Source organism: Thiobacter subterraneus (assembly GCF_055379455.1).
Window position 1 is genome coordinate 2,032,046 of the sequence record NZ_AP042402.1, and the last position, 24,395, is coordinate 2,056,440.

18 protein-coding genes and 4 tRNA genes are annotated in these 24,395 nt (G+C 64.6%); 13 read left to right on the forward strand and 9 right to left on the reverse strand.

The genetic code is table 11. The annotated features are described in order from the left end of the window. Positions 1-2 precede the first annotated feature (2 nt). Genes ACZ42P_RS10040 through rfaQ form a run of 9 tightly spaced genes read right to left on the reverse strand, consistent with a single transcriptional unit; the run spans position 3 to position 10,348 of the window. Positions 3-560 (reverse strand): acyltransferase, encoded by a 558-nt coding sequence (locus ACZ42P_RS10040; RefSeq protein ID WP_464897414.1) that lies wholly within the window; start codon positions 558-560, stop codon positions 3-5. Then, positions 557-2,389, reverse strand: coding sequence for an asparagine synthase (glutamine-hydrolyzing) (asnB, locus tag ACZ42P_RS10045; protein ID WP_464897415.1), 1,833 nt, complete (start codon positions 2,387-2,389; stop codon positions 557-559). Before asnB ends, ACZ42P_RS10040 begins: the two co-directional genes overlap by 4 nt. Continuing rightward, on the reverse strand, positions 2,371-3,477 hold the full coding sequence (locus tag ACZ42P_RS10050) for a glycosyltransferase (RefSeq protein ID WP_464897416.1): 1,107 nt from the start codon (positions 3,475-3,477) through the stop codon (positions 2,371-2,373). The genes asnB and ACZ42P_RS10050 overlap by 19 nt, the downstream gene beginning before the upstream one ends. Further along, positions 3,474-4,475 carry a glycosyltransferase family 9 protein gene (locus ACZ42P_RS10055; RefSeq protein ID WP_464897417.1) on the reverse strand — a complete coding sequence of 334 codons (1,002 nt, stop codon included), beginning with the start codon at positions 4,473-4,475 and terminating at the stop codon, positions 3,474-3,476. The genes ACZ42P_RS10050 and ACZ42P_RS10055 overlap by 4 nt, the downstream gene beginning before the upstream one ends. Continuing rightward, complete coding sequence (locus ACZ42P_RS10060) at positions 4,456-5,190, reverse strand: class I SAM-dependent methyltransferase (RefSeq protein ID WP_464897418.1); 735 nt, start codon at positions 5,188-5,190, stop codon at positions 4,456-4,458. Before ACZ42P_RS10060 ends, ACZ42P_RS10055 begins: the two co-directional genes overlap by 20 nt. Continuing rightward, positions 5,187-6,275 carry a glycosyltransferase family 4 protein gene (locus ACZ42P_RS10065; RefSeq protein ID WP_464897419.1) on the reverse strand — a complete coding sequence of 363 codons (1,089 nt, stop codon included), beginning with the start codon at positions 6,273-6,275 and terminating at the stop codon, positions 5,187-5,189. The genes ACZ42P_RS10060 and ACZ42P_RS10065 overlap by 4 nt, the downstream gene beginning before the upstream one ends. After that, on the reverse strand, positions 6,272-8,032 hold the full coding sequence (gene msbA / locus ACZ42P_RS10070; RefSeq protein WP_464897420.1) for a lipid A export permease/ATP-binding protein MsbA: 1,761 nt from the start codon (positions 8,030-8,032) through the stop codon (positions 6,272-6,274). The genes ACZ42P_RS10065 and msbA overlap by 4 nt, the downstream gene beginning before the upstream one ends. Then, positions 8,029-9,246: a glycosyltransferase family 4 protein gene (locus tag ACZ42P_RS10075; RefSeq protein ID WP_464899398.1), complete on the reverse strand. Its 1,218-nt coding sequence runs from the start codon at positions 9,244-9,246 to the stop codon at positions 8,029-8,031. Before ACZ42P_RS10075 ends, msbA begins: the two co-directional genes overlap by 4 nt. Next, positions 9,236-10,348, reverse strand: a complete 1,113-nt coding sequence (gene rfaQ, locus ACZ42P_RS10080) for a putative lipopolysaccharide heptosyltransferase III (protein WP_464899399.1) — start codon at positions 10,346-10,348, stop codon at positions 9,236-9,238. Before rfaQ ends, ACZ42P_RS10075 begins: the two co-directional genes overlap by 11 nt. Before the next feature lie 136 nt (positions 10,349-10,484). Here rfaQ and ACZ42P_RS10085 point away from each other — a divergent pair. The 13 genes from ACZ42P_RS10085 (at position 10,485) to rpoC (ending at position 24,357) form a co-directional block, all read left to right on the forward strand. Next, positions 10,485-10,569: transfer RNA gene (locus tag ACZ42P_RS10085), tRNA-Tyr, on the forward strand. Between the two features lie 73 nt (positions 10,570-10,642). Further along, positions 10,643-10,716 (forward strand) — tRNA-Gly (locus tag ACZ42P_RS10090). Positions 10,717-10,816: 100 nt separating this feature from the next. Further along, positions 10,817-10,891 (forward strand) — tRNA-Thr (locus tag ACZ42P_RS10095). Positions 10,892-10,926: 35 nt separating this feature from the next. After that, on the forward strand, positions 10,927-12,117 hold the full coding sequence (gene tuf / locus ACZ42P_RS10100) for an elongation factor Tu (RefSeq protein WP_464897421.1): 1,191 nt from the start codon (positions 10,927-10,929) through the stop codon (positions 12,115-12,117). Between the two features lie 73 nt (positions 12,118-12,190). Beyond that, positions 12,191-12,266: transfer RNA gene (locus ACZ42P_RS10105), tRNA-Trp, on the forward strand. A gap of 140 nt (positions 12,267-12,406) precedes the next feature. Then, positions 12,407-12,754 (forward strand): preprotein translocase subunit SecE, encoded by a 348-nt coding sequence (secE, locus tag ACZ42P_RS10110; protein WP_464897422.1) that lies wholly within the window; start codon positions 12,407-12,409, stop codon positions 12,752-12,754. After that, a complete protein-coding gene (nusG, locus tag ACZ42P_RS10115) occupies positions 12,754-13,287 on the forward strand; it encodes a transcription termination/antitermination protein NusG (protein WP_464897423.1) in 534 nt (177 codons plus the stop codon). The genes secE and nusG overlap by 1 nt, the downstream gene beginning before the upstream one ends. A 104-nt stretch (positions 13,288-13,391) precedes the next feature. After that, a complete protein-coding gene (gene rplK / locus ACZ42P_RS10120; protein WP_464897424.1) occupies positions 13,392-13,823 on the forward strand; it encodes a 50S ribosomal protein L11 in 432 nt (143 codons plus the stop codon). A gap of 1 nt (position 13,824) precedes the next feature. After that, positions 13,825-14,520 (forward strand): 50S ribosomal protein L1, encoded by a 696-nt coding sequence (gene rplA / locus ACZ42P_RS10125; RefSeq protein WP_464897425.1) that lies wholly within the window; start codon positions 13,825-13,827, stop codon positions 14,518-14,520. A 365-nt stretch (positions 14,521-14,885) separates the two neighbouring features. Next, positions 14,886-15,410, forward strand: a complete 525-nt coding sequence (rplJ, locus tag ACZ42P_RS10130; protein ID WP_464897426.1) for a 50S ribosomal protein L10 — start codon at positions 14,886-14,888, stop codon at positions 15,408-15,410. Positions 15,411-15,447: 37 nt separating this feature from the next. Then, positions 15,448-15,828 (forward strand): 50S ribosomal protein L7/L12, encoded by a 381-nt coding sequence (rplL, locus tag ACZ42P_RS10135; RefSeq protein WP_464897427.1) that lies wholly within the window; start codon positions 15,448-15,450, stop codon positions 15,826-15,828. 172 nt (positions 15,829-16,000) lie between these two features. Beyond that, positions 16,001-20,077, forward strand: a complete 4,077-nt coding sequence (rpoB, locus tag ACZ42P_RS10140; RefSeq protein ID WP_464897428.1) for a DNA-directed RNA polymerase subunit beta — start codon at positions 16,001-16,003, stop codon at positions 20,075-20,077. Between the two features lie 77 nt (positions 20,078-20,154). Further along, positions 20,155-24,357 carry a DNA-directed RNA polymerase subunit beta' gene (rpoC, locus tag ACZ42P_RS10145; RefSeq protein WP_464897429.1) on the forward strand — a complete coding sequence of 1,401 codons (4,203 nt, stop codon included), beginning with the start codon at positions 20,155-20,157 and terminating at the stop codon, positions 24,355-24,357. Positions 24,358-24,395 lie beyond the last annotated feature (38 nt).

Sequence of the window (24,395 nt, forward strand, 5' to 3'; positions counted from 1 at the left end):
GGTCACCTTGTCTTTTTGACCTGCGCGGGGACCCCGGCCACAATGGCATAAGGTGGTACATCTTCCCGGACAACCGCTCCTGCCGCGACGATTGCACCGTCCCCGATGCTGACGCCCGCCAAAATCACCGAGTTGGCCCCTATCCAGCAGTCGCGTCCGATCCGTATTGGCCCTGGTGTGATGGGCTGGGACCTGATGGGAATGTCGCGTGCCGTCTGATGCTGGTATGAGATGATTTGGACGGCCGGCCCAATCAGGGTATCGTCACCGATATCGACCCCGCCGGTGCCATTAATGATACTGAAATTGTTGACCTCAACGCGATTGCCCAACCGCACGCCACCGAGCCCCCCCTGCAGGTATGCATACCGGTTCAGTGTTACCTTGTCTCCCAAGTACACCCCTTTGCTGCGGGTTGCGTCGATTGAGGAAGAAGAATGGATCTTGCAGCCGTGCCCCAGGTAGATACGCCCGTGCCCCTTGAGGTAGGCAGATAAGGAAACCTTGTTTCCCCGTAGCCGTTCACGCGCGACGAAAATGATATGTCGGAGTAATCTCATGGCTCCAGCGTGTGTTGGTCCAGCCAACTGATTAATACACAAAACGTGTAAAGAAGGCGGGCGCTGCCCCGCCCCTTCATTACAGCAACGGCCAGTTGCCGCAGTTGAGGGTGATTTATCCAAGGCGCGCGGAGGGGTGCAGCCTCCAACTGAGCTTCCAGCCAGGGACGCCACGGGCCGAACAGGTTGGCACGGAGCGGGACGGAAAAGCCATGTTTCTTTCTATCCCATACAGCTCTGGGAAGTTTTTCGCGCGCCAAGGCCCGAAGCAGGACTTTGCCTCCAACCTTGTCGAAATGAACGGATGCGGGAAGCGCAAGAACACGTTCTACCAGGGGACGTGCCAGGAACGGAACTCGCACTTCCAAGCCATGCGCCATGCTGGCACGATCAGTCTTGGTCAGACAGTTCTCGGAAAGGTAGGTCCACAGATCGGCGCGCAACAGCGCACCGCGATCATAGTGTCCGAAGCGCTCTGCCAACTCTCGCCACAACGCGAGCGTGTCTTCCGGGTGGGCGTGCGCCACGAGCTCCGGTGCAAGATAGCGGCGGATGTCCTTTCTCGTCCCTGGATAGTCGCCGAGTTCGACCCGTTTGTACAGCAGGTACGCGGCCTCTGCAAGCGCGCGGCGGGTAAGGGCGCGTGGCGCGAGGCCGTACTCCATCAGCAGGCGCAGGAACTTTTTTGGGAAAGAATCCGGGTGATGGTTCGCGGTGTCGAGAAAACGCGGATAACCGCCGAACAGTTCATCAGCGCCATCGCCTGAAAGCCCGACGGCCACATGGTGGCGTGCCAGGCGGGAAAGCGCCCAAGTGGCCACGTAGGCCGGATCTGCCAAAGGCTGATCAAGACTGGCCAAGGCCGCAGCGAGGATCTCCGCGGTGATGGCGGGCGCGTCGAGCTCATGATGTTCCGTTCCGTAGCGGGCGGCCACTGCTCGGGCTGCTGAACTTTCATCGTACGCCGCGTCGGTGAAGCGCACACTGAACGTCCGGATCGGAAAGGATCCGGCCTCGGCCATGTAGTGCACGATAAGACTGCTGTCTACGCCACCGGAAAGGAAGGCTCCAACAGGGACGTCAGCCACCAGTTGATCCTTGACAGCGCGGGCCAGCAGGCCATCGATTTCGCGAACAAGCAGGTTGGAGTCCGGCGCGGATTTCCCCGGGCAGGGAATATCCCACCACTTTTTCACAATGGCCTCGCCACGACGCCATGTCAGGCAGTGCCCAGGTGGCAGGGCATTGATTTCGCGAACCAGCGTGTTGGGGGCAAGAGGTGCCTGGAAGGCAAGATAGTCGCGGAGCCCTTCCGGATTGATGTGCATGGGCAAGCGGCCAAGGTGGAAGAAGGGCTCCATCGTGGAGGCCGCGATCAGCGTGCCCGCGAATTCACGCCAAAATAGCGGCTTTATGCCGAGCGGATCACGGGCGAGAAAAACCGATCCTTCATTCTTATCATGAATTGCGATGGCGAACATTCCGTCCAGCCGCTCCAGCATGGATTCGCCCCAGTGCTGAAAAGCAGTGAGGACGACTTCACTATCAGATCGCGTGCGGAAGGCGTACCCAAGCGACTCAAGTTCCCTGCGCAACGCCAGAAAATTGTATATTTCCCCGTTGTAAACCATGGCCAGCCGGCCATCCGCGCTGAGCATGGGCTGGCGCCCGCCCTCAATGTCGATCACCGCGAGGCGCGCATGTCCCAGCATCGTTTCGCCGTGCCTAAGAGTTTCCAGCGCATCGGGCCCACGGGAGCGCAAGGCCGCGAGCGCCGCCCCGAAGGATGCCGCAGCTTTGCCGTCGGTCATCAAGAGGAAGCCGCACATGCCTGTGACTCCAGCACGTCAGCGGCCAACGCCTCCCAAGCACCCATTACCCCACCCTGCTCATAAGGTGCCAAGATGCGGTCGACCAGATGTGCGGGCGGCCGGGGGAGGACCAAAACCCGGCGGATGACCTCGGCAAGTTGGTCCGAGTCGCCGCAGGCCGCCAAGCCCTGTGCAAGCGGGCCGGTTAGAATCTCGCGCGGGCCCGAGGGGCAGTCAGTGCTCACGACGCGGGTACCGCACGCCAAGGCTTCAACGAGGACGTTGGGAAAGCCTTCGTGGTCCGAGCACAGCACCATAAGCTCGGCGTGGGCCATCCAGGGGTAAGGATTGAGCTGGAAACCGGCGACCCTGACACGAGCACTCAGGCCGCGGGCCCTAATCTTGGCATCTAGGTCTGGGGAGTCAGCGGTCAGCAGAACCAAGTCGTGGGGCAGTCCCTCGGCAACAAGCTTGGCAAAGGCAGCGAGAAGAAGGTCGTGCCGCTTCTGAGTCGTGTAGCGACCGACATGAAGGATATACGGCTTGGACGGTACTTCGGCCAGCGGTGCACGTGCCTGCTGCCGGATCGCCTCCAAATGGAATGGGTTCGGGATTACGCGCAGACGCTCGGGGATAACCCCGAAGTATGTAGCGAGATCATCAGCCACCCCGTGAGACACTGCCACCAACGGGCGGTTCCCGTAGAGGGAGCGGTAGCGCCGCAAACGGCGTTGTCTTTTCCCTGTGGGTAAGCGTGCGACTTCGGCTGAAAGGGTGTTCGCGATACGGCAGACATGCCGCGGCAGTTGGGCGAGGGCAGCTATTTCGTCTGCAAAGGGCAGTGTGGAAACGAGGACATCGTAAGACCTTCGTCCAAGGAGCGCTTGTAATCGCCGGGCAAGCAGGCGCTTGGCCAGCCATCCGTGACCGGCGCGCGTATCGAGGCTGTGAAATTCACAGCCGGACGGGGGTTGATAGCTGCCGCTGGCCTCACATACCACGAACACCACGCTGTGGTTCCGTTCACGCAGCCCAGTGGCGATTTTCAGCAAGGCCTTCTCGGCACCACCCCCGGCGAGATTCGTTGTAAAGAATACGAAATTCATCGGTTCAGGACCTGCGCGACGGCCTGCCAGACCTGTTCGACGCCGATATCCTCCATGGATGCGTCTGGTGTGCAGCGGCCTGCCAGCGGGTGATCGATAACATGGCAGCGTGGACGCTCGCGGGGTGCCAGAAGCCAGCTGGGCGAGTAACAGTGGTACAACGCAACCATGGGGCCTTCGAGTGCTCCCATGAGATGAGTTGGCCCGGTGTCTACACCGATGTAAAGATCCAGCATTCCCATCAGAGCGCCCGTCTGGCGCAGACTGAGCCGACCGGCGCACAGGGTTGCGGCATCGCCCAGCTGGTTGGCGAGCCAGAGTCCCCGGCCTCTGCTTTCCAGCCGGCCACCAAAAATCAGAAAGTGGGCTTCGGGGTGAGCCCGACGGATCAGGCCGCAAAGCTTGTAAAAATTTTCGACAGGCCAGTCGCGGTAACCCTTGGTTGGGAAGCTTGCGATCTGCAATCCGACCAAGGGGCGGCGTCCCGTTACGCCCTGCCGCTCAAGAAAATGCTGCGCCCAGTTTGCCTCCCCGTCCGTGATGCGGTAGGCAAGGCGGAACCCGGCCGGGCTGATGCCCATGGCCGCAGGTAACAGAAGGTGAATGTCGACAGCGTGCATGCTTCGCGGGCCAGGATGGTCGACGGCGCGGAAGAGCCTTGCGTTGAGTCGGTCGTCCGCCTGGCGAAACGCGACAACGCGATTGGCGACCCGCAGGGCGTACCGAACCAGCGGCTCATCGAAGTTACATACGAAAGCCAGATCGTAAGTTTTGGCGGGTATCCACCCCATGAGATTCGCTCTGCGCTTCTCGATCCTGCCCGTACGGTAAACGAACGGTAGGTGGCGTAGAACTTCCTCTCGCTTCGGGTGGGACAGGACATGCAGTCGTGCCTCGGGCCAGTGCGCTGCCACGGCACGCATGGCTGGCGTGGCAAGCAACGTGTCGCCAATCCTGGAGACGTTGATGAACAGAATGTCAGCCGGATTGCCCTTCATTGGGATTGACAAATTCGTACAGATAGTCCGGGAACGAAAACTCAACGGGTCGTAGCCGCCAGGCTACTAGCCTTCTCCAAAAAAGGGACGGACGCGTCATTGGCTTCACAAGCCGGTAACTGGCAAGGCGGAGGTTGCTGCGTCGGCCGAGCTCCAAGGCCATGGTGGGAGTAATCCAGGCGACGTGGTCCAAGTTGACGACCATGACTCCGTCGCGCATGAACTGCCTATAGAATTTCCGCGAAAAAGGATTGGGCGTGGCGACGAACACCGCTCCATGTTCGCTTAGATGTCTGCATGCGAAGCGAAGCAAGGCGACTGCGTTGTTTACGTGCTCAATGACGTCGCCTACGAAAACCACGTCGAAACGCTCGCCTAGATCGACTTCGGAGGTTGCGTCGACGCACCGGACATCAAAACCGCGGGCTCGGAGTTCATTGACGAGGGATGGGATGACGTCTAGGCCAACGCAGCGCGCCGCCACGCGGGCGATGCGGCCGTGCCGCCAGCCAGGTTGGTCGAGATATCGCGCGCTGTGTGACACGACACCAATGTCGAGCACGCTCTTGCCCATGACCAGGCTTTCCATGTGTCCCGTCAAATCTGTATCCGTAACGACCTGACGGACAGAGGAAAGCCATTCCCGGACAAGTTGCCTCGCTCTAGGATCATTGGGATCGTCCGAAATGGTCGTCCAGTCGGGATAAATGGTCATGCTCTCGTCACCTTTGCGAAAATCGCGGCCATGGCATCCAGCATCTGCGTCCGACCATAGCGGTGGCATGCGGCTTCATAAGCGGCGCGACTCAGTCGGTGGGCGAGGTTATCGTCGTTCATAACACGGCTCAGTGCGTTTGCCAGCGCTTTTGTGTCACGCGGCGCGACGATCAGGGCGCTCTCTTCATGTCTTACCACTTCTGGAATCGCGCCGACCGCGGTGGTTACGATTGGGAGGGCCGTAAACATGGCCTGAAGCAATGCCTGGGGAACCCCTTCGTTGGCGTAAGAGGGAAGGCAGAATATGTCGAGCGCACGCAGCCAGTCCTCTGGATTGTCCTGCTTGCCCACCATGTGAACCCGGTCGGTGATGCCCGAGGCCTCAATACGCTCTTCGATTATGGGCTGCATAGGTCCGGCGCCGACGATGAGAAGACGCCAACCTTCGGCTGCCATGCTGGCAAATGCCTGGAGCAGGTCCAGATGGCCTTTCCAACTTCGCAGCGTTGCCACGATTCCGACATAGCGATTGTCAGGATCGAGGCCTAGGGCCCGGCGAGCTGCAAGCTTGTCACCGGGATGGAAACGGCCGGGATCAACACCGGTTGGCACCGAAGTCACCCGTGCAGATGGCAGGCCGAAGCGGTCAATCAGATGGCAGCGAATCATTTCGCCTGTCGTAACGACATGATGGATTGCCCTTCCGTAGAGCCAACGGTTGGCAGGATTCACAGAGACCTCGGCCGAAATGTGACGGGTGCGGACGAGTGGCGGTGCGTCGCGAAGCCACGAACTGGCAATCGCGGCGATCCAGGTGTCCGTGGAACTGTGGCTGTTGACGACATCGGGTCTCAGGTGGAGAAGCAGACGACGGAATGCCAAGATGGCCCTTGGCGACAACCGCGCGATGGATAGCGGGATCATTTCGACGCCATACCGCGCGCCTTCTCGGAACAGAGGGGCCTCGGGGGGACATGCCACATATACTTGATGGCCACGTTCGCGCATACCCCGCGCTTCTTCGAGAATGCGAATTTCCTGCCCTCCCCAGCCGCAGGACGATTCCGTGTGCAGGATTTTCATACCGACGGACCCAGGACATCGAATTGCTGTTGGTGGAGGCGGGCATAAACATCGCCCCGCGCAAGCAGTTCCCGGTGCGTGCCGCTTTCGACTACCTGCCCTCGGTCGAGAACCACGATGCGGTCGGCGCCCTCGATGGTGGAAAGCCGGTGGGCGATGACCAGGGTGGTGCGGCCCCGCATGAGGTTTTCCAGGGCGGCCTGCACGTGGCGTTCGGATTCGGTGTCCAGGGCCGAGGTGGCCTCGTCCAGGATGAGGATGGGCGCATCCTTGAGCAGGGCGCGGGCGATGGCGATGCGCTGGCGCTGTCCCCCCGAGAGCTTCACGCCGTTCTCCCCCACCAGGGTGTCGAAGCCCTGGGGCAGCTGTTCGATGAATTCCAGGGCGTGGGCGGCGCGGGCGGCGGCGACGATGGCTTCCCGGCTCACCTCGCCCAGCCGGCCGTAGGCGATGTTGGCGGCGATGGTGTCGTTGAACAGCACCACGTCCTGGGACACCAGCGCTATCTGTGCCCGCAGGTCGGCCAGCCGGATCTCGGCGATGTCGATGCCGTCGATGAGGATGCGCCCCGCCGTGGGTTCATAGAAACGCGGCAGGAGGTTCACCAGGGAAGTCTTGCCGCTGCCGCTTTTGCCCACCAGGGCCACGGTCTCGCCCGGCTGGATGGTCAGGTTCACGTCATCGAGCACCAGCGGCCCCCCGGCCTCGTAGCGCAGGCTCACGTGCTCGTAACGCACCTCGCCCCGGGCGCGCTCCAGCGTGCGTGTGCCCGTGTCCTGTTCGCCGGGGCGGTCGAGCAGGCCGAACACCACCTCGGCCGCGGCCAGGCCCCGCTGCAGGGCTTCGTTGACGCCGGTCAGCCGTTTGATGGGAGCGAGCAGCATGAGCATGGCGGTGATGAAGGAGACGAAGCCGCCCACGGTGGTCTTGTCCTGGGCCGCCTGTACGGTGGCGAGATAGATGATGATGGCCAGGGCGATGGCGGCGAGCAGCTGCACCAGGGGCACGTTGAGGCCCGAGGCCACGGTCTGCTTGATGTCGAAGCGGCGCAGGCGGTTGGTGGCATCGAAGAAGCGCCGCTTTTCGTAGTCCTGCCCGCCGAAGATCTTCACCACCTTGTGGGCCTCGATGGTCTCGCCCAGCACGTGGGTGATGTCCTGCATGGCCTGTTGCGCGCCCCGGTACATGCGCCGCAGGCGCAGCGTGAAGTAGCGCACGGTGACGGCGATGGCCGGTGCCATCACCAGGGTGATGAGGGTGAGCTGCCAGTTGAGGTAGAGCAGCCAGCCCATGAGTCCCAGGATGGTGAAGGAGTCCCGTACCACCACGGTGATGACGTTGGTGCCGGCGGAGGTGACGGAATTCACGTTGTAGGCGATGTTGGCGATCAGCGCCCCCGAGGGACTGTTGTCGAAGTCCCGCGTGGGCAGGGTGACCAGCTTGGCGAACATGCGGTTGCGCAGTTCCAGCACCACGCGCGTGGCGAGCCAGCTGGTGGCGTAGTTGGCGGCGAAGGTAAAGAGGCCGCGCAGCAGGAACAGCCCGACAATGGCCAGCGGGATGAGCTTCATGAGGAAGGGGTCGCGCTCCACGAAACTGCCGTCGAGCAGCGGTTTCATGAGCGCCGGCAGGGCCGGCTCGGTGGCTGCCACCAGGATGGTGAACAGCAGCGAGGCGGCGAACATCTTCCACCAGGGCTGGGCGATCCTGAGCAGCCGGAGATAGAGCTGGGCGCTGGAAAGGGTGGGGCTGGTCACGCGGATTCCGCAGGCGCGGCGCTGGGTCGGGAAAAAGGCGCAAGTGTACCGGAATCAGGGCCTTGTGCTCCAGTCAGGAGCCGCCGGTAGAGGGCGAGCAGGGCCTGGGTGGCGGCCTCGGCGCCCAGGGTTTGGGCCCGTGCCCGCGCCGCCACGCCCATCGCTGCCCGCGCGGCGGGATCCAGCAGGCGTGCCAGGGCCTCCGCCACGCCCGGAACGTCCAGGGCGTCGCGCACGAAGCCGGTTTGGCCCTCCTCCAGCACCTCGGCCGCCCCGGACTTGGTGGAGGTCACCACCGGCAGGCCGCAGGCCAGGGCCTCCAGGGCCACATTGGGAAAGGGGTCGTAGAGGGTGGGCAGCACCAGGGCATCCGCCGCGTGGTAGCAGGGCAGCACCGCCTCGCGCGGCCCCAGGAAATGCACGCGCGGCGCGCAGCCCAGGCGCCGGGCCAGGCGCTGGTAGCGGGCCTGGTGCCGGTCGCGTCCCACCACCACGAGCCGCGCCGCCGGGTCGGCAAGACGGGCGAAGGCAGCCAGGGCGGTGGCCAGGCCCTTGCGTTCATAGCCGGAGCCCAGGAACAGGAATACCGTCGCCCCGGCGGGCAGGCCCAGTTCACGGCGCGCCGTGCTGCGCTGGGCGCTGTCGGCGGGGTGGAAGCGGTCCAGATCCACCCCGCTGTAGATCACGTGGAGCTTGTCCGGGTCGATGGCGAAATGGGCGACGATTTCGTCGCGCACCATGCGCGAATTGCAGATCACCGCCTTCAGCCGCGGGCTCTCGAACAGCCGCCGCTCCGCCGCCAGCAGGTAGCGGTGGTAGGGGCTCAACGCCTGCCAGAGGCGGTCGGGCCAACCCCGCAGGCGGGCGCGCTGCGCGAGCCACACCCGGTGCACGCCGTCTCCCGCCCGGTAGAGGTCGCAGCAGGCCAGCCGCTCGTGGGACTGCACCAGGTCGAAGGGATGGTCGTCGAGGGCGCGGCAGACACAGCGGGCAAAGCCCCAGTCCCGCCACAGGCTGCCCAGATGGAAGGGATCGCAGCGCAACACCTCCCCCGCTCCCTGCCAGTGGCGGGTCACCAGGGTGACTTCCACGCCCTGGGCACGCAGGGCCTCCAGGGCCCGGGCGACGAAGCGTTCCGCCCCGCCGAAGGGGGTGTAGCGCTGGCGCACGAGGGCGAGCCGCAGCTTCCCCCGCCCGGACGGGCTAGCCGCCACCGCCAAGGAGGTCCTCCACGGCCTCGAGCACCCGCTCGGGCGGGATCGACAGCAAGCACTCGCTCACCTTTCCCCCGCCGCAGCCATCCTGCCCGCAGGGACGGCAGGGATGGTCCGAGGTCAGGACCCGGCTGGGTACGTTCCAGGGGCCCCACTCCCGTTCCCCACTGGGTCCGAACAGGGCCACGGTGGGTGTGCCCACGGCCGCCGCCAGGTGCATGGGCGCCGAATCCATGCCGATGAAGGCACGCGCGCGGGCGAGCAGGGCGCCCAGTTCCTTAAGGCCCAGCCTGCCGCCCAGATCCACCACCGGGGCGGTGCTCAGGGCCCGCACCCGGGCGAGGAAATCCCGCTCCGCGGCTTCCGGCGCGGCGGTCAGCACCACCCGCCAGCCCCGGGCGGAAAGGCCGTCCACGACCCGCGCCGCGTGGGCCGCGGGCCAGGTCTTGAACCACCAGCGCGAACCCGGATGGAAGACCAGAAAGCCGCCCCGGTCCAGCCCGTGGCCACCCAGCAGGGCGTCCACGGCCGCTTCGGCTGCTGGCCCCGGGACAAAAGTGAGTGCCCGCTCATCCGGCTCGGGGCGGATGCCGATGCGGCGCAGGGCATCCAGGTGCAACTCCACGGTGTGGCGCCGGTTGCCGGCGAGCCAGGGGTAAAGGTGGGTGAAACTTTGGCGCCAGAAGCGCCCCGGGCGCTGGCGTGCCACCGCGTAGCGGGCGCCGCTCAAGCGGGCAAGCCACGCCCCCCGCGGATGCTCCGTGAGGTGGATCACCAGGTCGTAGCGGCGCGCCTGCAGCTTGCGCAGGAGCCCCCACTCTGCCGCCAGCCGGGCGGTAACGGGCAGGGTCTTCCAGTTCTTGTCGATGGTGTGGATCTGGGCGATGGCCGGGTGGCCTTCCAGCATCGCGGCGCAGTCGCGATAGACCAGGGCATCGAGCTCCAGATGGGGCGCACGGCGGGCGAGCACGGTGAACACCGGGCTCGTGAGCAGCACATCCCCCAGGTGACGCAGCTTGATCACCAGCACCCGCCGCAGGCGCTCCAGGTCGATGGCGTCATCGGGGGTGGGCAGGAAGAACGGGGCGGCGGGCGCGGCCATGGCCGGCACGATAGCAAACTCCCTGCCAAAAGGGAAATTGCCTTGCAGGTTAAGGGCTTGCCGCGCCAAATAAGGAATTTTGCGGCGGCCTGTTTGACAGCACCCCTGCCTGGCGGCATAATCGCGGGTTTCGTTCGGAGGGGTTCCCGAGCGGTCAAAGGGAGCAGACTGTAAATCTGCCGGCACTGCCTTCGAAGGTTCGAATCCTTCCCCCTCCACCAGGTTTCGGCAAGTATTGGGAGCATCGCCTCGACCGTTAAGTCGACCGTCAAGTCGGGCCGAGACACCGCCTTCGCGGGTGTAGCTCAATGGTAGAGCAGAAGCCTTCCAAGCTTAAGACGAGGGTTCGATTCCCTTCACCCGCTCCAATACCCAAGGGGGCCCCGTCCATTTGGGTATTGGCCGGGCCGGGGCGCGGCAGGGGTGGATCGGTGATCCCCCGGCCTGCCCGGGCAGCCCAGGTCTCCTGCCCATGTAGCTCAGTGGTAGAGCACTCCCTTGGTAAGGGAGAGGCCACGTGTTCGATCCACGTCATGGGCACCAGGTATTGAGTCAGTCTCGTCGAGAGGAAAGCGATCATGGCAAAGGAAAAGTTTGAGCGTAAGAAGCCGCATGTGAATGTGGGGACGATTGGCCACGTGGACCATGGCAAGACCACTTTGACGGCGGCGATCACCACGATTTTGGCGAAGAAGTATGGTGGTGAGGCGAAGAAGTATGACGAGATTGACTCGGCGCCGGAGGAGAAGGCGCGGGGTATTACGATCAACACTGCGCACGTCGAATACGAGACCGAGAAGCGGCACTATGCCCATGTGGACTGTCCGGGGCATGCCGACTATGTGAAGAACATGATTACGGGTGCGGCGCAGATGGACGGTGCCATTTTGGTGGTATCGGCTGCGGACGGTCCCATGCCGCAGACGCGGGAGCACATTTTGCTGGCGCGTCAGGTGGGGGTGCCCTACATCGTCGTGTATTTGAACAAGGCGGACATGGTGGACGATCCCGAGCTTCTGGAGCTGGTGGAGATGGAAGTGCGGGAGCTTCTGTCCAAGTATGATTTTCCTGGGGACGACACGCCCATCATCGTGGGGTCGGCGCTCAAGGCGCTGGAGGGGGACCAGAGCGAGATTGGCGAGCCGTCGATTCTCAAGCTGGCGGATGCGCTGGACAACTACATTCCGGACCCGGTGCGTGCGATTGACCAGCCGTTTTTGATGCCGATTGAGGATGTGTTTTCCATTTCCGGGCGTGGCACGGTGGTGACGGGCCGTGTGGAGCGTGGGGTGGTCAAGGTGGGTGACGAAGTGGAGATTGTGGGCCTGCGTCCGACCCAGAAGACCACGGTGACGGGTGTGGAGATGTTCCGCAAGCTGCTGGACCAGGGGCAGGCTGGGGACAATGTGGGTGTGCTGCTGCGGGGTACCAAGCGTGAGGAAGTGGAGCGTGGGCAGGTGCTGGCCAAGCCGGGCACCATTACGCCGCACACCAAGTTTACGGCGGAGATTTATGTTCTGAGCAAGGAAGAGGGGGGTCGTCACACCCCGTTCTTCAATGGTTACCGTCCGCAGTTTTATTTCCGGACGACGGACGTGACGGGTGCGGTGGAGTTGCCGGCGGGCGTGGAGATGGTGATGCCTGGTGACAACGTGCAGATCACGGTGAGCCTGATCCAGCCGATTGCCATGGAAGAGGGGCTGCGGTTTGCGATCCGCGAAGGCGGCCGCACCGTGGGCGCCGGCGTGGTGTCCAAGATCATCGAGTGATCGGGTAAGTGGTGGGCGGCATGCCGTGGCCGGGGCGGCGCCCCGGCGCACGACCTTCCGCCCACGAAATCAAAGGCCAGTAGCTCAATTGGCAGAGCGGCGGTCTCCAAAACCGCAGGTTGGGGGTTCGAGACCCTCCTGGCCTGCCAGACACGCAGGTGGCGGCCGGGCGTGCCGTGAGGGCGGGTCGCCTTCCGGGCGCGCCGACCCGGAAATGCACGCCTGAGGACCGGCCCCGAAGGCTGGGTCCCCCGCAGCGCGCCCCCGGGCACTGAACCCAAAGGGATTCATGACAGACAAACTCAAACTGGTCCTGGCAGCCCTGCTCGTGGTGGCGGGGCTGGCCGGGTTTTACGCGTTGGCCAGCCAGCCCATGGTGCTGCGTGTGCTCGCGGTCCTGGGCGGGGTCGCGGCCGCCGCGCTGGTGGGCTGGTTCACCGCGCCCGGCCGGCAGTTCGTGGGGTTTGCGCGCGAATCCATCGCGGAAGCGAAGCGTGTGGTCTGGCCCACCCGCAAGGAAGCCATGCAGACCACCGGGGTGGTGTTCGTGTTCGTGGTGCTCATGGCGCTGTTCATCTTCGTGGTGGATGCCTCGCTGGGCGCGATCCTGCGCATCTTGATGGAACGGGGGAGCTGATGGCCAAACGCTGGTACGTGGTGCACACCTATTCCGGCTTCGAGAAGAGCGTGAAGCGCGCCCTCGAGGAGCGCATCAAGCGCGAGCACATGGAGGACAAGTTCGGCCAGATCCTGGTGCCGGTGGAAGAGGTGGTCGAGATGAAGGGCGGCCAGAAGCGCACCAGCGAGCGCAAGTTCTTCCCGGGCTACGTCCTGGTGGAAATGGAAATGGACGATGCCACCTGGCATCTGGTGAAGAGCGTGCCCAAGGTCACCGGCTTCGTGGGCGGTTCCGCCGCCAAGCCCACGCCCATCAGCGAGAAGGAAGTGCAGGCCCTGCTGCAGCAGATGCAGGAAGGGGTGGAAAAGCCCCGGCCCAAGGTGCTGTTCGAGGTGGGCGAGGCGGTGCGTGTCACGGAAGGTCCGTTCACGGATTTCCACGGCAACGTGGAAGAGGTCAACTACGACAAGAACAAGCTCCGGGTTTCGGTCATGATCTTCGGCCGTTCCACCCCGGTGGAGCTGGATTTCAGCCAGGTGGAGAAGGCCTGAGGCCGTGGTGATACGGGCCCGCCGGAAGCCCCGATTCCGGCACGAGGAGCGCCAGTAGGGCAACCGACCGCGCGTTTGGACTCACTCAAGGAAAGGAAGCCATCATGGCAAAGAAAATCGTCGGCTACATCAAGCTGCAGGTGCCGGCGGGCAAGGCCAATCCCTCGCCCCCCATCGGCCCCGCCCTGGGCCAGCGCGGCCTGAACATCATGGAATTCTGCAAGGCCTTCAATGCCCAGACCCAGGGCATGGAACCCGGCCTGCCCATTCCCGTGGTGATCACCGCCTATGCGGACAAGTCCTTCACCTTCGTGATGAAGACGCCGCCCGCCAGCGTGCTGCTGAAGAAGGCGGCGAAGGTCGAGAAGGGCTCGTCCAAACCCCATACCGACAAGGTGGGCCGCATCACCCGCGCCCAGGCTGAGGAAATCGCCAAGATGAAGATGCCGGATCTCACCGCCGCCGATCTGGAGGCCGCGGTGCGCACCATCGCCGGCAGCGCCCGCAGCATGGGCATCGAAGTGGAGGGCGTCTGACATGGCCAAGCTTTCCAAACGCCGCCAGGCCATCCTGGCCAAGGTGGACCGCAACAAGCTCTATCCCGTGGACGAGGCGCTGAAACTGGTCAAGGAGACCGCCACCGCCAAATTCGACGAGGCCGTGGACGTGGCCGTCAATCTGGGGGTGGACGCGCGCAAGTCCGACCAGCTGGTGCGCGGCTCCCTGGTGCTGCCCAAGGGTACCGGCAAGACCGTGCGCGTGGCGGTGTTCGCCCAGGGCGCGGCGGCCGATGCCGCGCGCGAGGCGGGTGCCGACATCGTCGGCTTCGACGATCTCGCGGCCCAGATCAAGGAAGGCCGCATGGACTTCGACGTGGTCATCGCCACGCCCGATTCCATGCGCGTGGTGGGCCAGCTGGGCCAGATCCTGGGCCCGCGGGGCCTGATGCCCAACCCCAAGGTGGGCACGGTGACGCCCAATGTGGCCGAGGCGGTGAAGAATGCCAAGGCCGGCCAGGTGCAGTACCGCACGGACAAGGCGGGTATCGTCCACTGCACCATCGGCCGCGCCTCCTTCGCGCCGGAGGACCTCAAGGCCAACCTGCTGGCGCTGGTGGATGCGCTGAACAAGGCCAAGCCTGCCGCCGCCAAGGGGGTGTACCTGAAAAAGATCGCCGTCTCCAGCACCATGGGGGTGGGCGTCAAAGTGGATCAGGCCTCTTTGACGGCTTGAGGCAGGTTCCCTCCCCCTCCCATCGAGGGAGGGGGAAACTGTAAGAACTTTGGGCCCGGTCACTCGACCGGTCGCCGCATCTCCACCGGTTACCGCGCGCAACTCCGGTAACCGGCGGGGATGGGCGGCCGGGTTGGGTGAACGGGGTTATCAAAGACCGTAGGCGCCCGCAAGGGCTTAATGCCGGCAACGGATGCCGGGGGTCGGAGGTCTTTCCGTCCTTCGTCTCCCGTCCTCTGTCTTCCGGACCCTACGCAGATGGCGTACCCAAGACAGGATGATCGTTCTGCAACAGATGTTCTCCTATCGGAAGGTCGCCGATTCGCGGCGCAGTATCGGCCGCTTTCGACGTAAGGAGTAAGACCGTGGCTCTCAACCTGGAGAAAAAGCAGGAAGTGGTGGCCGAGGTAAGCGCCCAGGTGGCGCGTGCCCAGGCCATCATCCTGGCTGAATACCGCGGCCTGGAGGCGGGAGACATGACCGCCCTGCGCGCCCAGGCGCGCAAGGCGGGCGTGTACTTCCGCGTGCTCAAGAACACGCTGGCCCGGCGCGCCGTGGCGGACACGCCGTTTGCTCCCCTCGCGGAGAAGATGGTGGGTCCGCTCGCGTTCGCGATTTCTGCCGATCCGGTGGCTGCCGCCAAGGTGCTCAACGAGTTCGCCAAGGGCAACGAAAAGCTCGTGATCAAGGGGGGCGCCATGCCCAACACGATCATGGGCCCGCAGGAAGTGGCGAGTCTCGCCGCCCTGCCGTCGCGCGAAGAGCTGCTCGCCAAGCTGCTGGGCACCATGCAGGCGCCGATCGCGCAGTTCGTGCGCACCCTCAACGAGGTGCCGGCGCGCTTCGTGCGCACCCTGGCTGCCGTGCGCGACAGCAAACAGGCTGCTTGAACCAACAACCCTTTTGCTATTTTGACTGGAGAACATCATGGCCGTATCCAAAGCTGAAATCCTCGATGCCATTGCCAACATGACCGTGCTTGAGCTGTCCGAGCTCATCAAGGAAATGGAGGAAAAATTCGGCGTGTCCGCCGCCGCTGCCGCAGTGGCCGTGGCTGCTGCGCCCGCCGCCGGCGCCGCTGCCCCCGCCGAAGAGAAGACCGACTTCACGGTGATGCTCACCGCCGCCGGCGAGAAGAAGGTGGAAGTGATCAAGGTGGTGCGCGCCATCACCGGCCTGGGCCTGAAAGAAGCCAAGGATCTGGTGGATGGCGCGCCCAAGCCTGTCAAGGAAGGGATCCCCAAGGCAGAAGCCGAAGCGATCGCGAAGCAGCTCCAGGAAGCCGGCGCCACTTGCGAAATCAAGTAAGCACGGCTTTGACGGCGACTGGCTGGCAGCCCGCGAGGGCCGCCGGCCTTTTGCCGCTTCTGGAGCCCGATTCCACAACCGAGATCAGAACTGAGCGGACATTGCCCGCTCACTTGTGATTTCGCCGGGCCGCCCGCCCGGGCCGATTTCCGCTTCCCTGAACGGAGATGCCATGACCTACTCATTCGCCGAGAAGAAACGTATCCGCAAGAGCTTCGCCAAGCGCGCCAGCGTGCTCGACGTGCCGTATCTGCTCGCCACGCAGCTGGATTCCTACCGCGCGTTCCTGCAGGAGGGCGTGCCCCCCGGCGAGCGCAAGGTGGAGGGCCTGGAAGCGGCGTTCCGCTCCATCTTTCCGATCGTTTCCCACTCCGGCAATGCGCGCCTTGAGTACGTGAGCTACACCCTGGGCGATCCTCCCTTCGACGTGAAGGAGTGCCAGCAGCGGGGGCTCACCTACGCCGCGCCGTTGCGGGTCAAGGTGCGCCTGGTGATCATGGACCGCGAGGCCTCCAAACCCACCATCAAGGAGGCCAAGGAGCAGGAAGTGTACATGGGCGAGATTCCGCTCATGACCAACAATGGCTCCTTCATCATCAACGGCACCGAACGGGTCATCGTCTCCCAGCTGCACCGCTCGCCCGGCGTGTTCTTTGAGCACGACCGCGGCAAGACCCACTCCTCCGGCAAGCTCCTGTTCTCCGGCCGCATCATTCCCTACCGCGGTTCCTGGCTGGACTTCGAGTTCGATCCCAAGGACTACCTGTATTTCCGGGTCGACCGCCGGCGCAAGATGCCGGTGACCATCCTGCTCAAGGCGCTGGGCTACACGCCGGAGCAGATCCTGCAGATCTTCTTCCAGTTCGACACCTTCCATCTCGGCAAGAAGGGCATCGAGTTCGAGCTGGTGCCGGAACGCCTGCGCGGCGAGGTGGCGCGCTTCGACATCACCGCCAAGGGCAAGGTGATCGTGCCCAAGGACAAGCGCATCACCGTCAAGCACATCCGCGAGATGGAAGCCGCGGGCCTGAAGAAAATCGTGGTGCCCGAGGACTTCCTGATCGGTCGCGTGCTGGCCACCAACGTGGTGGACAAGGAAACCGGCGAGCTCATCGCCCGCGCCAATGACGAGATCACCGAGGAGGTGCTGAAGAAGCTCATGGAGGCCGGCATCAGCACCATCCAGACCCTCTACACCAACGATCTGGATCACGGCCCCTACATCTCCCAGACCCTGCGCATCGACGAGACCGCCGACATGATGGCGGCGCGGGTGGCCATTTACCGCATGATGCGTCCCGGTGAGCCGCCCACCGAGGAGGCGGTGGAAACCCTGTTCAACCGCCTGTTCTTCTCCGAGGAGACCTACGACCTGTCCAAGGTGGGCCGGATGAAGTTCAACCGGCGCGTGGGACGCAGCGAACTCACCGGTCCGGGCACCCTCACCCCGGAAGACATCGTGGAGGTCATCCACCTGCTGGTGGAGTTGCGCAACGGGCGCGGCGAGATCGACGACATCGACCATCTGGGCAATCGGCGCGTGCGCTCCGTGGGCGAGCTGGCGGAGAACCAGTTCCGCGCCGGTCTGGTGCGGGTGGAGCGGGCCGTGCGCGAGCGTCTGGCCCAGGCCGAGTCGGAAAACCTCATGCCCCACGACCTCATCAACGCCAAGCCGGTGTCCGGGGCGGTGAAGGAGTTCTTCGGCTCAAGCCAGCTGTCCCAGTTCATGGACCAGACCAACCCGCTGTCCGAGATCACCCACAAGCGGCGCGTGTCGGCCCTCGGGCCGGGCGGCCTCACCCGGGAGCGTGCCGGCTTCGAAGTGCGCGACGTGCATCCCACCCATTACGGCCGGGTGTGCCCGATCGAGACGCCGGAAGGTCCCAACATCGGCCTGATCAACTCCCTGGCTCTGTACGCCCGCACCAACGAGTACGGCTTCCTGGAGACGCCCTACCGCAAGGTGGTCAACGGCAAGGTTACCGACGAGATCGAGTATCTGTCCGCCATCGAGGAAGGCCAGTACGTGATCGCCCAGGCGAATGCCGAGCTGGACAAGCACGGCCGCTTCAAGGACGAATTCGTGTCCTGCCGCCACTGGAACGAGTTCACCATGGCGCCGCGGGAGAACGTGCAGTACATGGACGTCGCGCCCGCCCAGATCGTGTCGGTGGCGGCCTCCCTCATCCCCTTCCTGGAGCATGACGACGCCAACCGCGCCCTGATGGGCTCCAACATGCAGCGCCAGGCCGTGCCCTGCCTGCGTCCGGAAAAACCCCTGGTGGGCACCGGCATCGAACGCACCGCGGCAGTGGACTCCGGCACCGTGGTCACCGCCAACCGCGGCGGCGTGGTGGACTACGTGGACGCCACCCGTATCGTGGTGCGCGTCAACGACGACGAGACGGCGCCGGGCGAGGTGGGCGTGGACATTTACAGCCTGACCAAGTTCACCCGTTCCAACCAGAACACCAACATCAACCAGCGCCCGCTGGTGAAGGTGGGCGACGTGATCAGCCGCGGCGACGTCATCGCCGACGGCGCCTCCACGGACACCGGCGAGCTGGCGCTGGGCCAGAACATGTTCGTGGCCTTCATGCCCTGGAACGGTTACAACTTCGAGGACTCCATCCTGATCAACGAGCGCGTGGTGGCCGAAGACCGCTACACCTCCATTCACATCGAGGAGCTGTCGGTGGTGGCGCGCGACACCAAGCTCGGGCCGGAGGAGATCACGCGCGACATCCCCAACCTGTCGGAGCGCATGGCCGCGCGCCTGGACGAGTCCGGCATCGTCTATATCGGTGCCGAGGTGCAGGCGGGCGACGTGCTGGTGGGCAAGGTCACGCCCAAGGGCGAGACCCAGCTCACCCCGGAGGAGAAACTGTTGCGCGCCATCTTCGGCGAGAAGGCCTCGGACGTGAAGGACACCAGCCTGCGCGTGCCGTCCGGCATGTCCGGCACGGTGATCGACGTCCAGGTGTTCACCCGCGAGGGCATCGAGCGCGACAAGCGCGCGGCGCAGATCATCGAGGACATGCTCAAGGAGTACAAGAAGGATCTCGCCGACCGCATGCGCATCGTGGAAGAAGACACCTTCGGCCGCATCGAGCGCCTGCTGATCGGCAAGGTGGCCAACGGCGGGCCGAAGAAGCTGGCCAAGGGCAGCAAGATCACCAAGGCCTACCTGTCGGAGCTCAACCGCTATGAGTGGTTCGACATCCGGCTGGCCAACGAGGAGGCTGCCACCCAGCTCGAGCTGCTGAAGGAGAGCCTGGAAGCCAAGCGGCGCGAGTTCGACCAGATGTTCGCCGAGAAAAAGAAAAAGCTCACCTCCGGCGACGAGCTGCCCCCCGGCGTGCTCAAGATGGTCAAGGTCTATCTGGCCGTGAAGCGCCGCCTCCAGCCCGGCGACAAGATGGCGGGCCGCCATGGCAACAAGGGCGTGATCTCCAAGATCGTGCCGGTGGAGGACATGCCCTACATGGAAGACGGCACGCCGGTGGACATCGTGCTCAACCCCCTGGGCGTGCCTTCGCGCATGAACGTGGGCCAGATCCTGGAGACCCACCTGGGCTGGGCTGCCAAGGGCCTGGGCCAGCAGATCGCCAAGATGCTGGAGGATGCGCAGAACCTCACGGTGGCCCAGCTGCGCAAGTATCTGGAAAAGATCTACAACCGCACCGGCCGCCCGGAACGGCTGGACACCCTGACGGACAAGGAGATCGTCGAGCTGGCGGTGAACCTCAAGGACGGCGTGCCCTTCGCCTCGCCCGTGTTCGACGGCGCGACCGAAGAGGAGATCAAGGACATGCTGGAACTGGCGGGCCTGCCCCGCTCGGGCCAGGTCACGCTCTATGACGGCCGCACCGGGGAACCCTTCGAGCGGCCCGTGACCGTGGGCTACATGCACATGCTGAAGCTGCACCACCTGGTGGACGACAAGATGCACGCGCGTTCCACCGGCCCCTACTCCCTGGTCACCCAGCAGCCGCTGGGCGGCAAGGCCCAGTTCGGCGGCCAGCGCTTCGGCGAGATGGAGGTGTGGGCGCTGGAAGCCTACGGCGCCGCCTACACCCTGCAGGAAATGCTCACGGTCAAGTCCGACGACGTCAATGGCCGGACCAAGATGTACGAGAACATCGTCAAGGGCGACCACAGGATCGACGCGGGCATGCCCGAGTCCTTCAACGTGCTGGTGAAGGAAATTCGGTCCCTGGCCATCGACATCGATCTGGAGCGCGACTGATTCGGTGAGGTGACGGGCGGGCGCGCCAAGGCTGCGGCGGGCGCCCCGGCCGGTTCCTCACTCCTCACGGAGGTTATATGAAAGCACTGCTCGATTTGTTCAAACAGGTCACCCAGGAAGAGGAATTCGATGCCATCCGCATCGCCCTCGCGTCTCCGGACAAGATCCGCTCCTGGTCCTATGGCGAAGTGAAGAAGCCCGAGACCATCAACTACCGCACCTTCAAACCGGAGCGGGATGGCCTGTTCTGTGCCAAGATCTTCGGGCCGGTGAAGGACTACGAGTGCCTGTGCGGCAAGTACAAGCGCCTCAAGCACCGCGGCGTGATCTGCGAGAAATGCGGCGTCGAGGTGACCCTGTCCAAGGTGCGCCGCGAGCGCATGGGCCACATCGAGCTGGCCAGCCCGGTGGCCCACATCTGGTTCCTCAAGTCCCTGCCCTCGCGCCTGGGCATGGTGCTGGACATGCCCCTGCGGGACATCGAGCGTGTGCTCTATTTCGAGGCCTACGTGGTGGTGGAACCCGGCATGACCCCGCTCAACCGCGGCCAGCTCCTGACCGAGGACGACTATCTGGCCAAGGTCGAGGAATACGGCGACGAGTTCAAGGCCGCCATGGGCGCGGAAGGCATCCGTGACCTGCTGCGGGCCATCGACATCAACAGCGAGGTGGAAAAGCTGCGCGCCGAGCTCGCCAGCACTGGCTCCGACACCAAGCTCAAGAAGATCGCCAAGCGGCTCAAGGTGCTCGAGGCCTTCCAGCGTTCCGGCGTGCGTCCGGAGTGGATGATCCTGGAGGTGCTGCCGGTGCTGCCGCCGGAGCTGCGTCCCCTGGTCCCCCTGGATGGCGGCCGCTTCGCCACCTCCGACCTCAATGACCTGTACCGCCGGGTGATCAACCGCAACAACCGGCTCAAGCGCCTGCTGGAGCTCAAGGCGCCGGAAATCATCGTGCGCAACGAAAAGCGCATGCTCCAGGAAGCGGTGGATTCCCTGCTGGACAACGGCCGCCGCGGCAAGGCCATGACCGGCGCCAACAAGCGGCCCCTCAAGTCTCTCGCCGACATGATCAAGGGCAAGGGCGGCCGCTTCCGCCAGAACCTGCTTGGCAAGCGGGTCGACTATTCCGGCCGCTCCGTGATCGTGGTGGGCCCGACCCTCAAGCTGCACCAGTGCGGCCTGCCCAAGAAGATGGCGCTGGAACTGTTCAAGCCATTCATCTTCCACAAGCTGGAGGTGATGGGGCTGGCCACCACCATCAAGGCCGCCAAGCGCATGGTGGAGCAGGAAACGCCGGAGGTGTGGGACATTCTGGAAGAAGTGATCCGCGAGCATCCGGTGCTGCTCAACCGTGCCCCCACCCTGCACCGCCTGGGCATCCAGGCTTTCGAGCCGGTGCTGATCGAGGGCAAGGCCATCCAGCTCCATCCGCTGGTGTGTGCCGCTTTCAACGCCGACTTCGATGGCGACCAGATGGCAGTGCACGTGCCCCTGTCGCTGGAGGCCCAGATGGAGGCGCGCACGCTCATGCTGTCCTCCAACAACGTGCTGTCCCCCGCCAACGGCGACCCCATCATCGTGCCGTCCCAGGACATCGTGCTGGGCCTTTATTACATGACCCGGGAGCGCATCAACGCGCGCGGCGAGGGCATGTACTTCGCCGACGTGGCGGAAGTCTCGCGTGCCTATGAGACGCGCCAGGTGGATCTGCACGCCCGCATCACGGTGCGCATCAAGGAATACGAAATCGGTCCCGACGGCGAAAAGATCGAGAAGATCACCCGCTACAACACCACCGTCGGCCGCGCCCTGCTGTCGGACCTGCTGCCGCCGGGGCTGCCCTTCGAACTGGTCAACAAGACGCTCAAGAAAAAGGAGATCTCCAAGCTCATCAACGCCAGCTTCCGGCGCGTGGGGCTGCGCGAGACCGTGATCCTGGCAGACAAGCTCATGTATACGGGCTTCTCCTTCGCCGCGCGCGCCGGCATCTCCTTCTGCGTGGACGACATGCTGGTGCCCCAGGAGAAGCAGGCCATCATCGCCGCCGCGGAAGAGGAGGTGAAGGAGATCGAGCGCCAGTACGCCTCCGGTCTGGTGACCCAGGGCGAGCGTTATAACAAGGTGGTGGACATTTGGGGCCGCGCCGGCGACCTGGTGGCCAAGGCCATGATGGAGCAGCTGGGCACCGAGGAGGTGATCGACCGCGACGGCAACAAGGTCAAGCAGGAATCCTTCAACTCCATCTACATGATGGCCGACTCGGGCGCGCGGGGTTCCGCCGCCCAGATCCGCCAGCTCGCCGGCATGCGCGGCCTGATGGCCAAGCCGGACGGCTCCATCATCGAGACGCCCATCACGGCCAACTTCCGTGAGGGGCTGAACGTGCTGCAGTACTTCATCTCCACCCACGGCGCGCGCAAGGGTCTGGCCGATACCGCGCTCAAGACCGCCAACTCCGGCTACCTCACCCGCCGCCTGGTGGACGTGACCCAGGACCTGGTGATCACCGAGCAGGACTGCGGCACGGAAAACGGCGTGGCCATGAAAGCGCTGATCGAGGGCGGCGAGGTGGTCGAGCCGCTGCGGGAACGCATCCTGGGCCGGGTGGCCGCCGCCGACATCGTCAGCCCGGACAACGGCGCCGTGCTGGTGCGCGCCGGCACCCTGCTCAACGAGGACCTGGTGGACATGATCGAGGCGGCCGGCGTGGACGAGGTGAAGGTGCGCACGCCGCTTACCTGCGAAACCCGCTGGGGCCTGTGTGCCCAGTGCTATGGCCGCGACCTGGCACGGGGCAGCCTGGTGGCGGTGGGTGAGGCGGTGGGCGTCATCGCCGCCCAGTCCATCGGCGAGCCCGGTACCCAGCTCACCATGCGCACCTTCCACATCGGCGGCGCCGCCTCGCGCGCCGCGGTGGCCAGCCAGATCGAGGTCAAGTCCAACGGCACGGTGCGCTTCGGGCCGACCATGCGCTATGTCACCAATGCGCGCGGCGAGCAGGTGGTCATCTCGCGCACCGGCGAGATCATGGTGCAGGACGATTCCGGTCGGGAACGCGAACGCCACAAGGTGCCCTACGGCGCGACCCTGCACGTGCTGGACGGCAACGCCGTCAAGGCGGGCAAGGTGGTGGCCACCTGGGATCCCCACACCCGGCCCATCATCACCGAGTACGCGGGCAAGGTCCGCTTCGAGAATGTGGAGGAAGGGGTCACGGTGGCCAAGCAGATCGACGAGGTCACCGGTCTGTCCACCCTGGTGGTGATCGATCCCAAGCGCCGGGGCACGGCGGCCAAGGGCCTGCGCCCGCAGGTCAAGCTGATCGACCCCGAGGGCCGGGAAGTCAAGCTGGCCAATTCCGAGACGCCGGTCAACATCAGCTTCCCGGTGGGCGCCATCATCACCGTCAAGGACGGCCAGGAGGTGGCCGTGGGCGAGGTCCTGGCGCGCATTCCCCAGGAGACCTCCAAGACCCGCGACATCACCGGCGGTTTGCCGCGCGTGGCCGAGCTGTTCGAGGCCCGTTCGCCCAAGGACGCCGGCCTGCTGGCCGAGGTCACCGGTACGGTTTCCTTCGGCAAGGACACCAAGGGCAAGCAGCGCCTCATCATCACCGACCTCGATGGCGTGGCCCACGAATACCTGATTCCCAAGGACAAGCACGTCACCGTGCACGAGGGCCAGGTGGTGAACAAGGGCGAGACCATCGTCGATGGGCCGCCCGATCCCCATGACATCCTGCGCCTGCTGGGGGTGGAGGCCCTCGCCCGGTACATTACGGACGAGGTGCAGGACGTCTATCGCCTGCAGGGTGTGCGCATCAACGACAAGCACATCGAGGTGATCGTGCGCCAGATGCTGCGTCGGGTGAACATCACCGATCCGGGCGATACCCGCTTCATCCAGGGCGAGCAGGTGGAACGGGCCGAGGTGCTGGAGGAAAACGACCGCGTCATCGCCGAGGGCAAACGCCCGGCCAGCTTCGAGTACGTGCTGCTGGGCATTACCAAGGCTTCGCTGTCCACCGACTCCTTCATCTCGGCGGCCTCCTTCCAGGAGACCACCCGGGTGCTCACCGAGGCGGCTATCATGGGCAAGCGCGACGAGCTGCGCGGCCTCAAGGAGAACGTCATCGTCGGCCGGCTCATCCCCGCCGGCACCGGCCTGGCCTACCACAACAACCGCAAGCGGCAGAAGCTCGGGCTGGATGCCGTCACCGGCACCACCGAGATCACCCTGGCGGAGGAGGGCGGGGGCAGCGGTCAGGAGGAAGTGGCCTGAGGGCGGCCCCGGGCGGTGGTTGACAACTGCCCGGGGGC

Bases quoted from the DNA above. Each gene is read 5' to 3' on its own strand.
- ACZ42P_RS10040 (WP_464897414.1), bottom strand. From the start codon at position 560: ATGAGATTACTCCGACATATCATTTTCGTCGCGCGTGAACGGCTACGG.
- asnB (WP_464897415.1), bottom strand. From the start codon at position 2,389: ATGTGCGGCTTCCTCTTGATGACCGACGGCAAAGCTGCGGCATCCTTC.
- ACZ42P_RS10050 (WP_464897416.1), bottom strand. From the start codon at position 3,477: ATGAATTTCGTATTCTTTACAACGAATCTCGCCGGGGGTGGTGCCGAG.
- ACZ42P_RS10055 (WP_464897417.1), bottom strand. From the start codon at position 4,475: ATGAAGGGCAATCCGGCTGACATTCTGTTCATCAACGTCTCCAGGATT.
- ACZ42P_RS10060 (WP_464897418.1), bottom strand. From the start codon at position 5,190: ATGACCATTTATCCCGACTGGACGACCATTTCGGACGATCCCAATGAT.
- ACZ42P_RS10065 (WP_464897419.1), bottom strand. From the start codon at position 6,275: ATGAAAATCCTGCACACGGAATCGTCCTGCGGCTGGGGAGGGCAGGAA.
- rfaQ (WP_464899399.1), bottom strand. From the start codon at position 10,348: ATGGCCGCGCCCGCCGCCCCGTTCTTCCTGCCCACCCCCGATGACGCC.
- tuf (WP_464897421.1), top strand. From the start codon at position 10,927: ATGGCAAAGGAAAAGTTTGAGCGTAAGAAGCCGCATGTGAATGTGGGG.
- secE (WP_464897422.1), top strand. From the start codon at position 12,407: ATGACAGACAAACTCAAACTGGTCCTGGCAGCCCTGCTCGTGGTGGCG.
- nusG (WP_464897423.1), top strand. From the start codon at position 12,754: ATGGCCAAACGCTGGTACGTGGTGCACACCTATTCCGGCTTCGAGAAG.
- rplK (WP_464897424.1), top strand. From the start codon at position 13,392: ATGGCAAAGAAAATCGTCGGCTACATCAAGCTGCAGGTGCCGGCGGGC.
- rplA (WP_464897425.1), top strand. From the start codon at position 13,825: ATGGCCAAGCTTTCCAAACGCCGCCAGGCCATCCTGGCCAAGGTGGAC.
- rplL (WP_464897427.1), top strand. From the start codon at position 15,448: ATGGCCGTATCCAAAGCTGAAATCCTCGATGCCATTGCCAACATGACC.
- rpoB (WP_464897428.1), top strand. From the start codon at position 16,001: ATGACCTACTCATTCGCCGAGAAGAAACGTATCCGCAAGAGCTTCGCC.
- rpoC (WP_464897429.1), top strand. From the start codon at position 20,155: ATGAAAGCACTGCTCGATTTGTTCAAACAGGTCACCCAGGAAGAGGAA.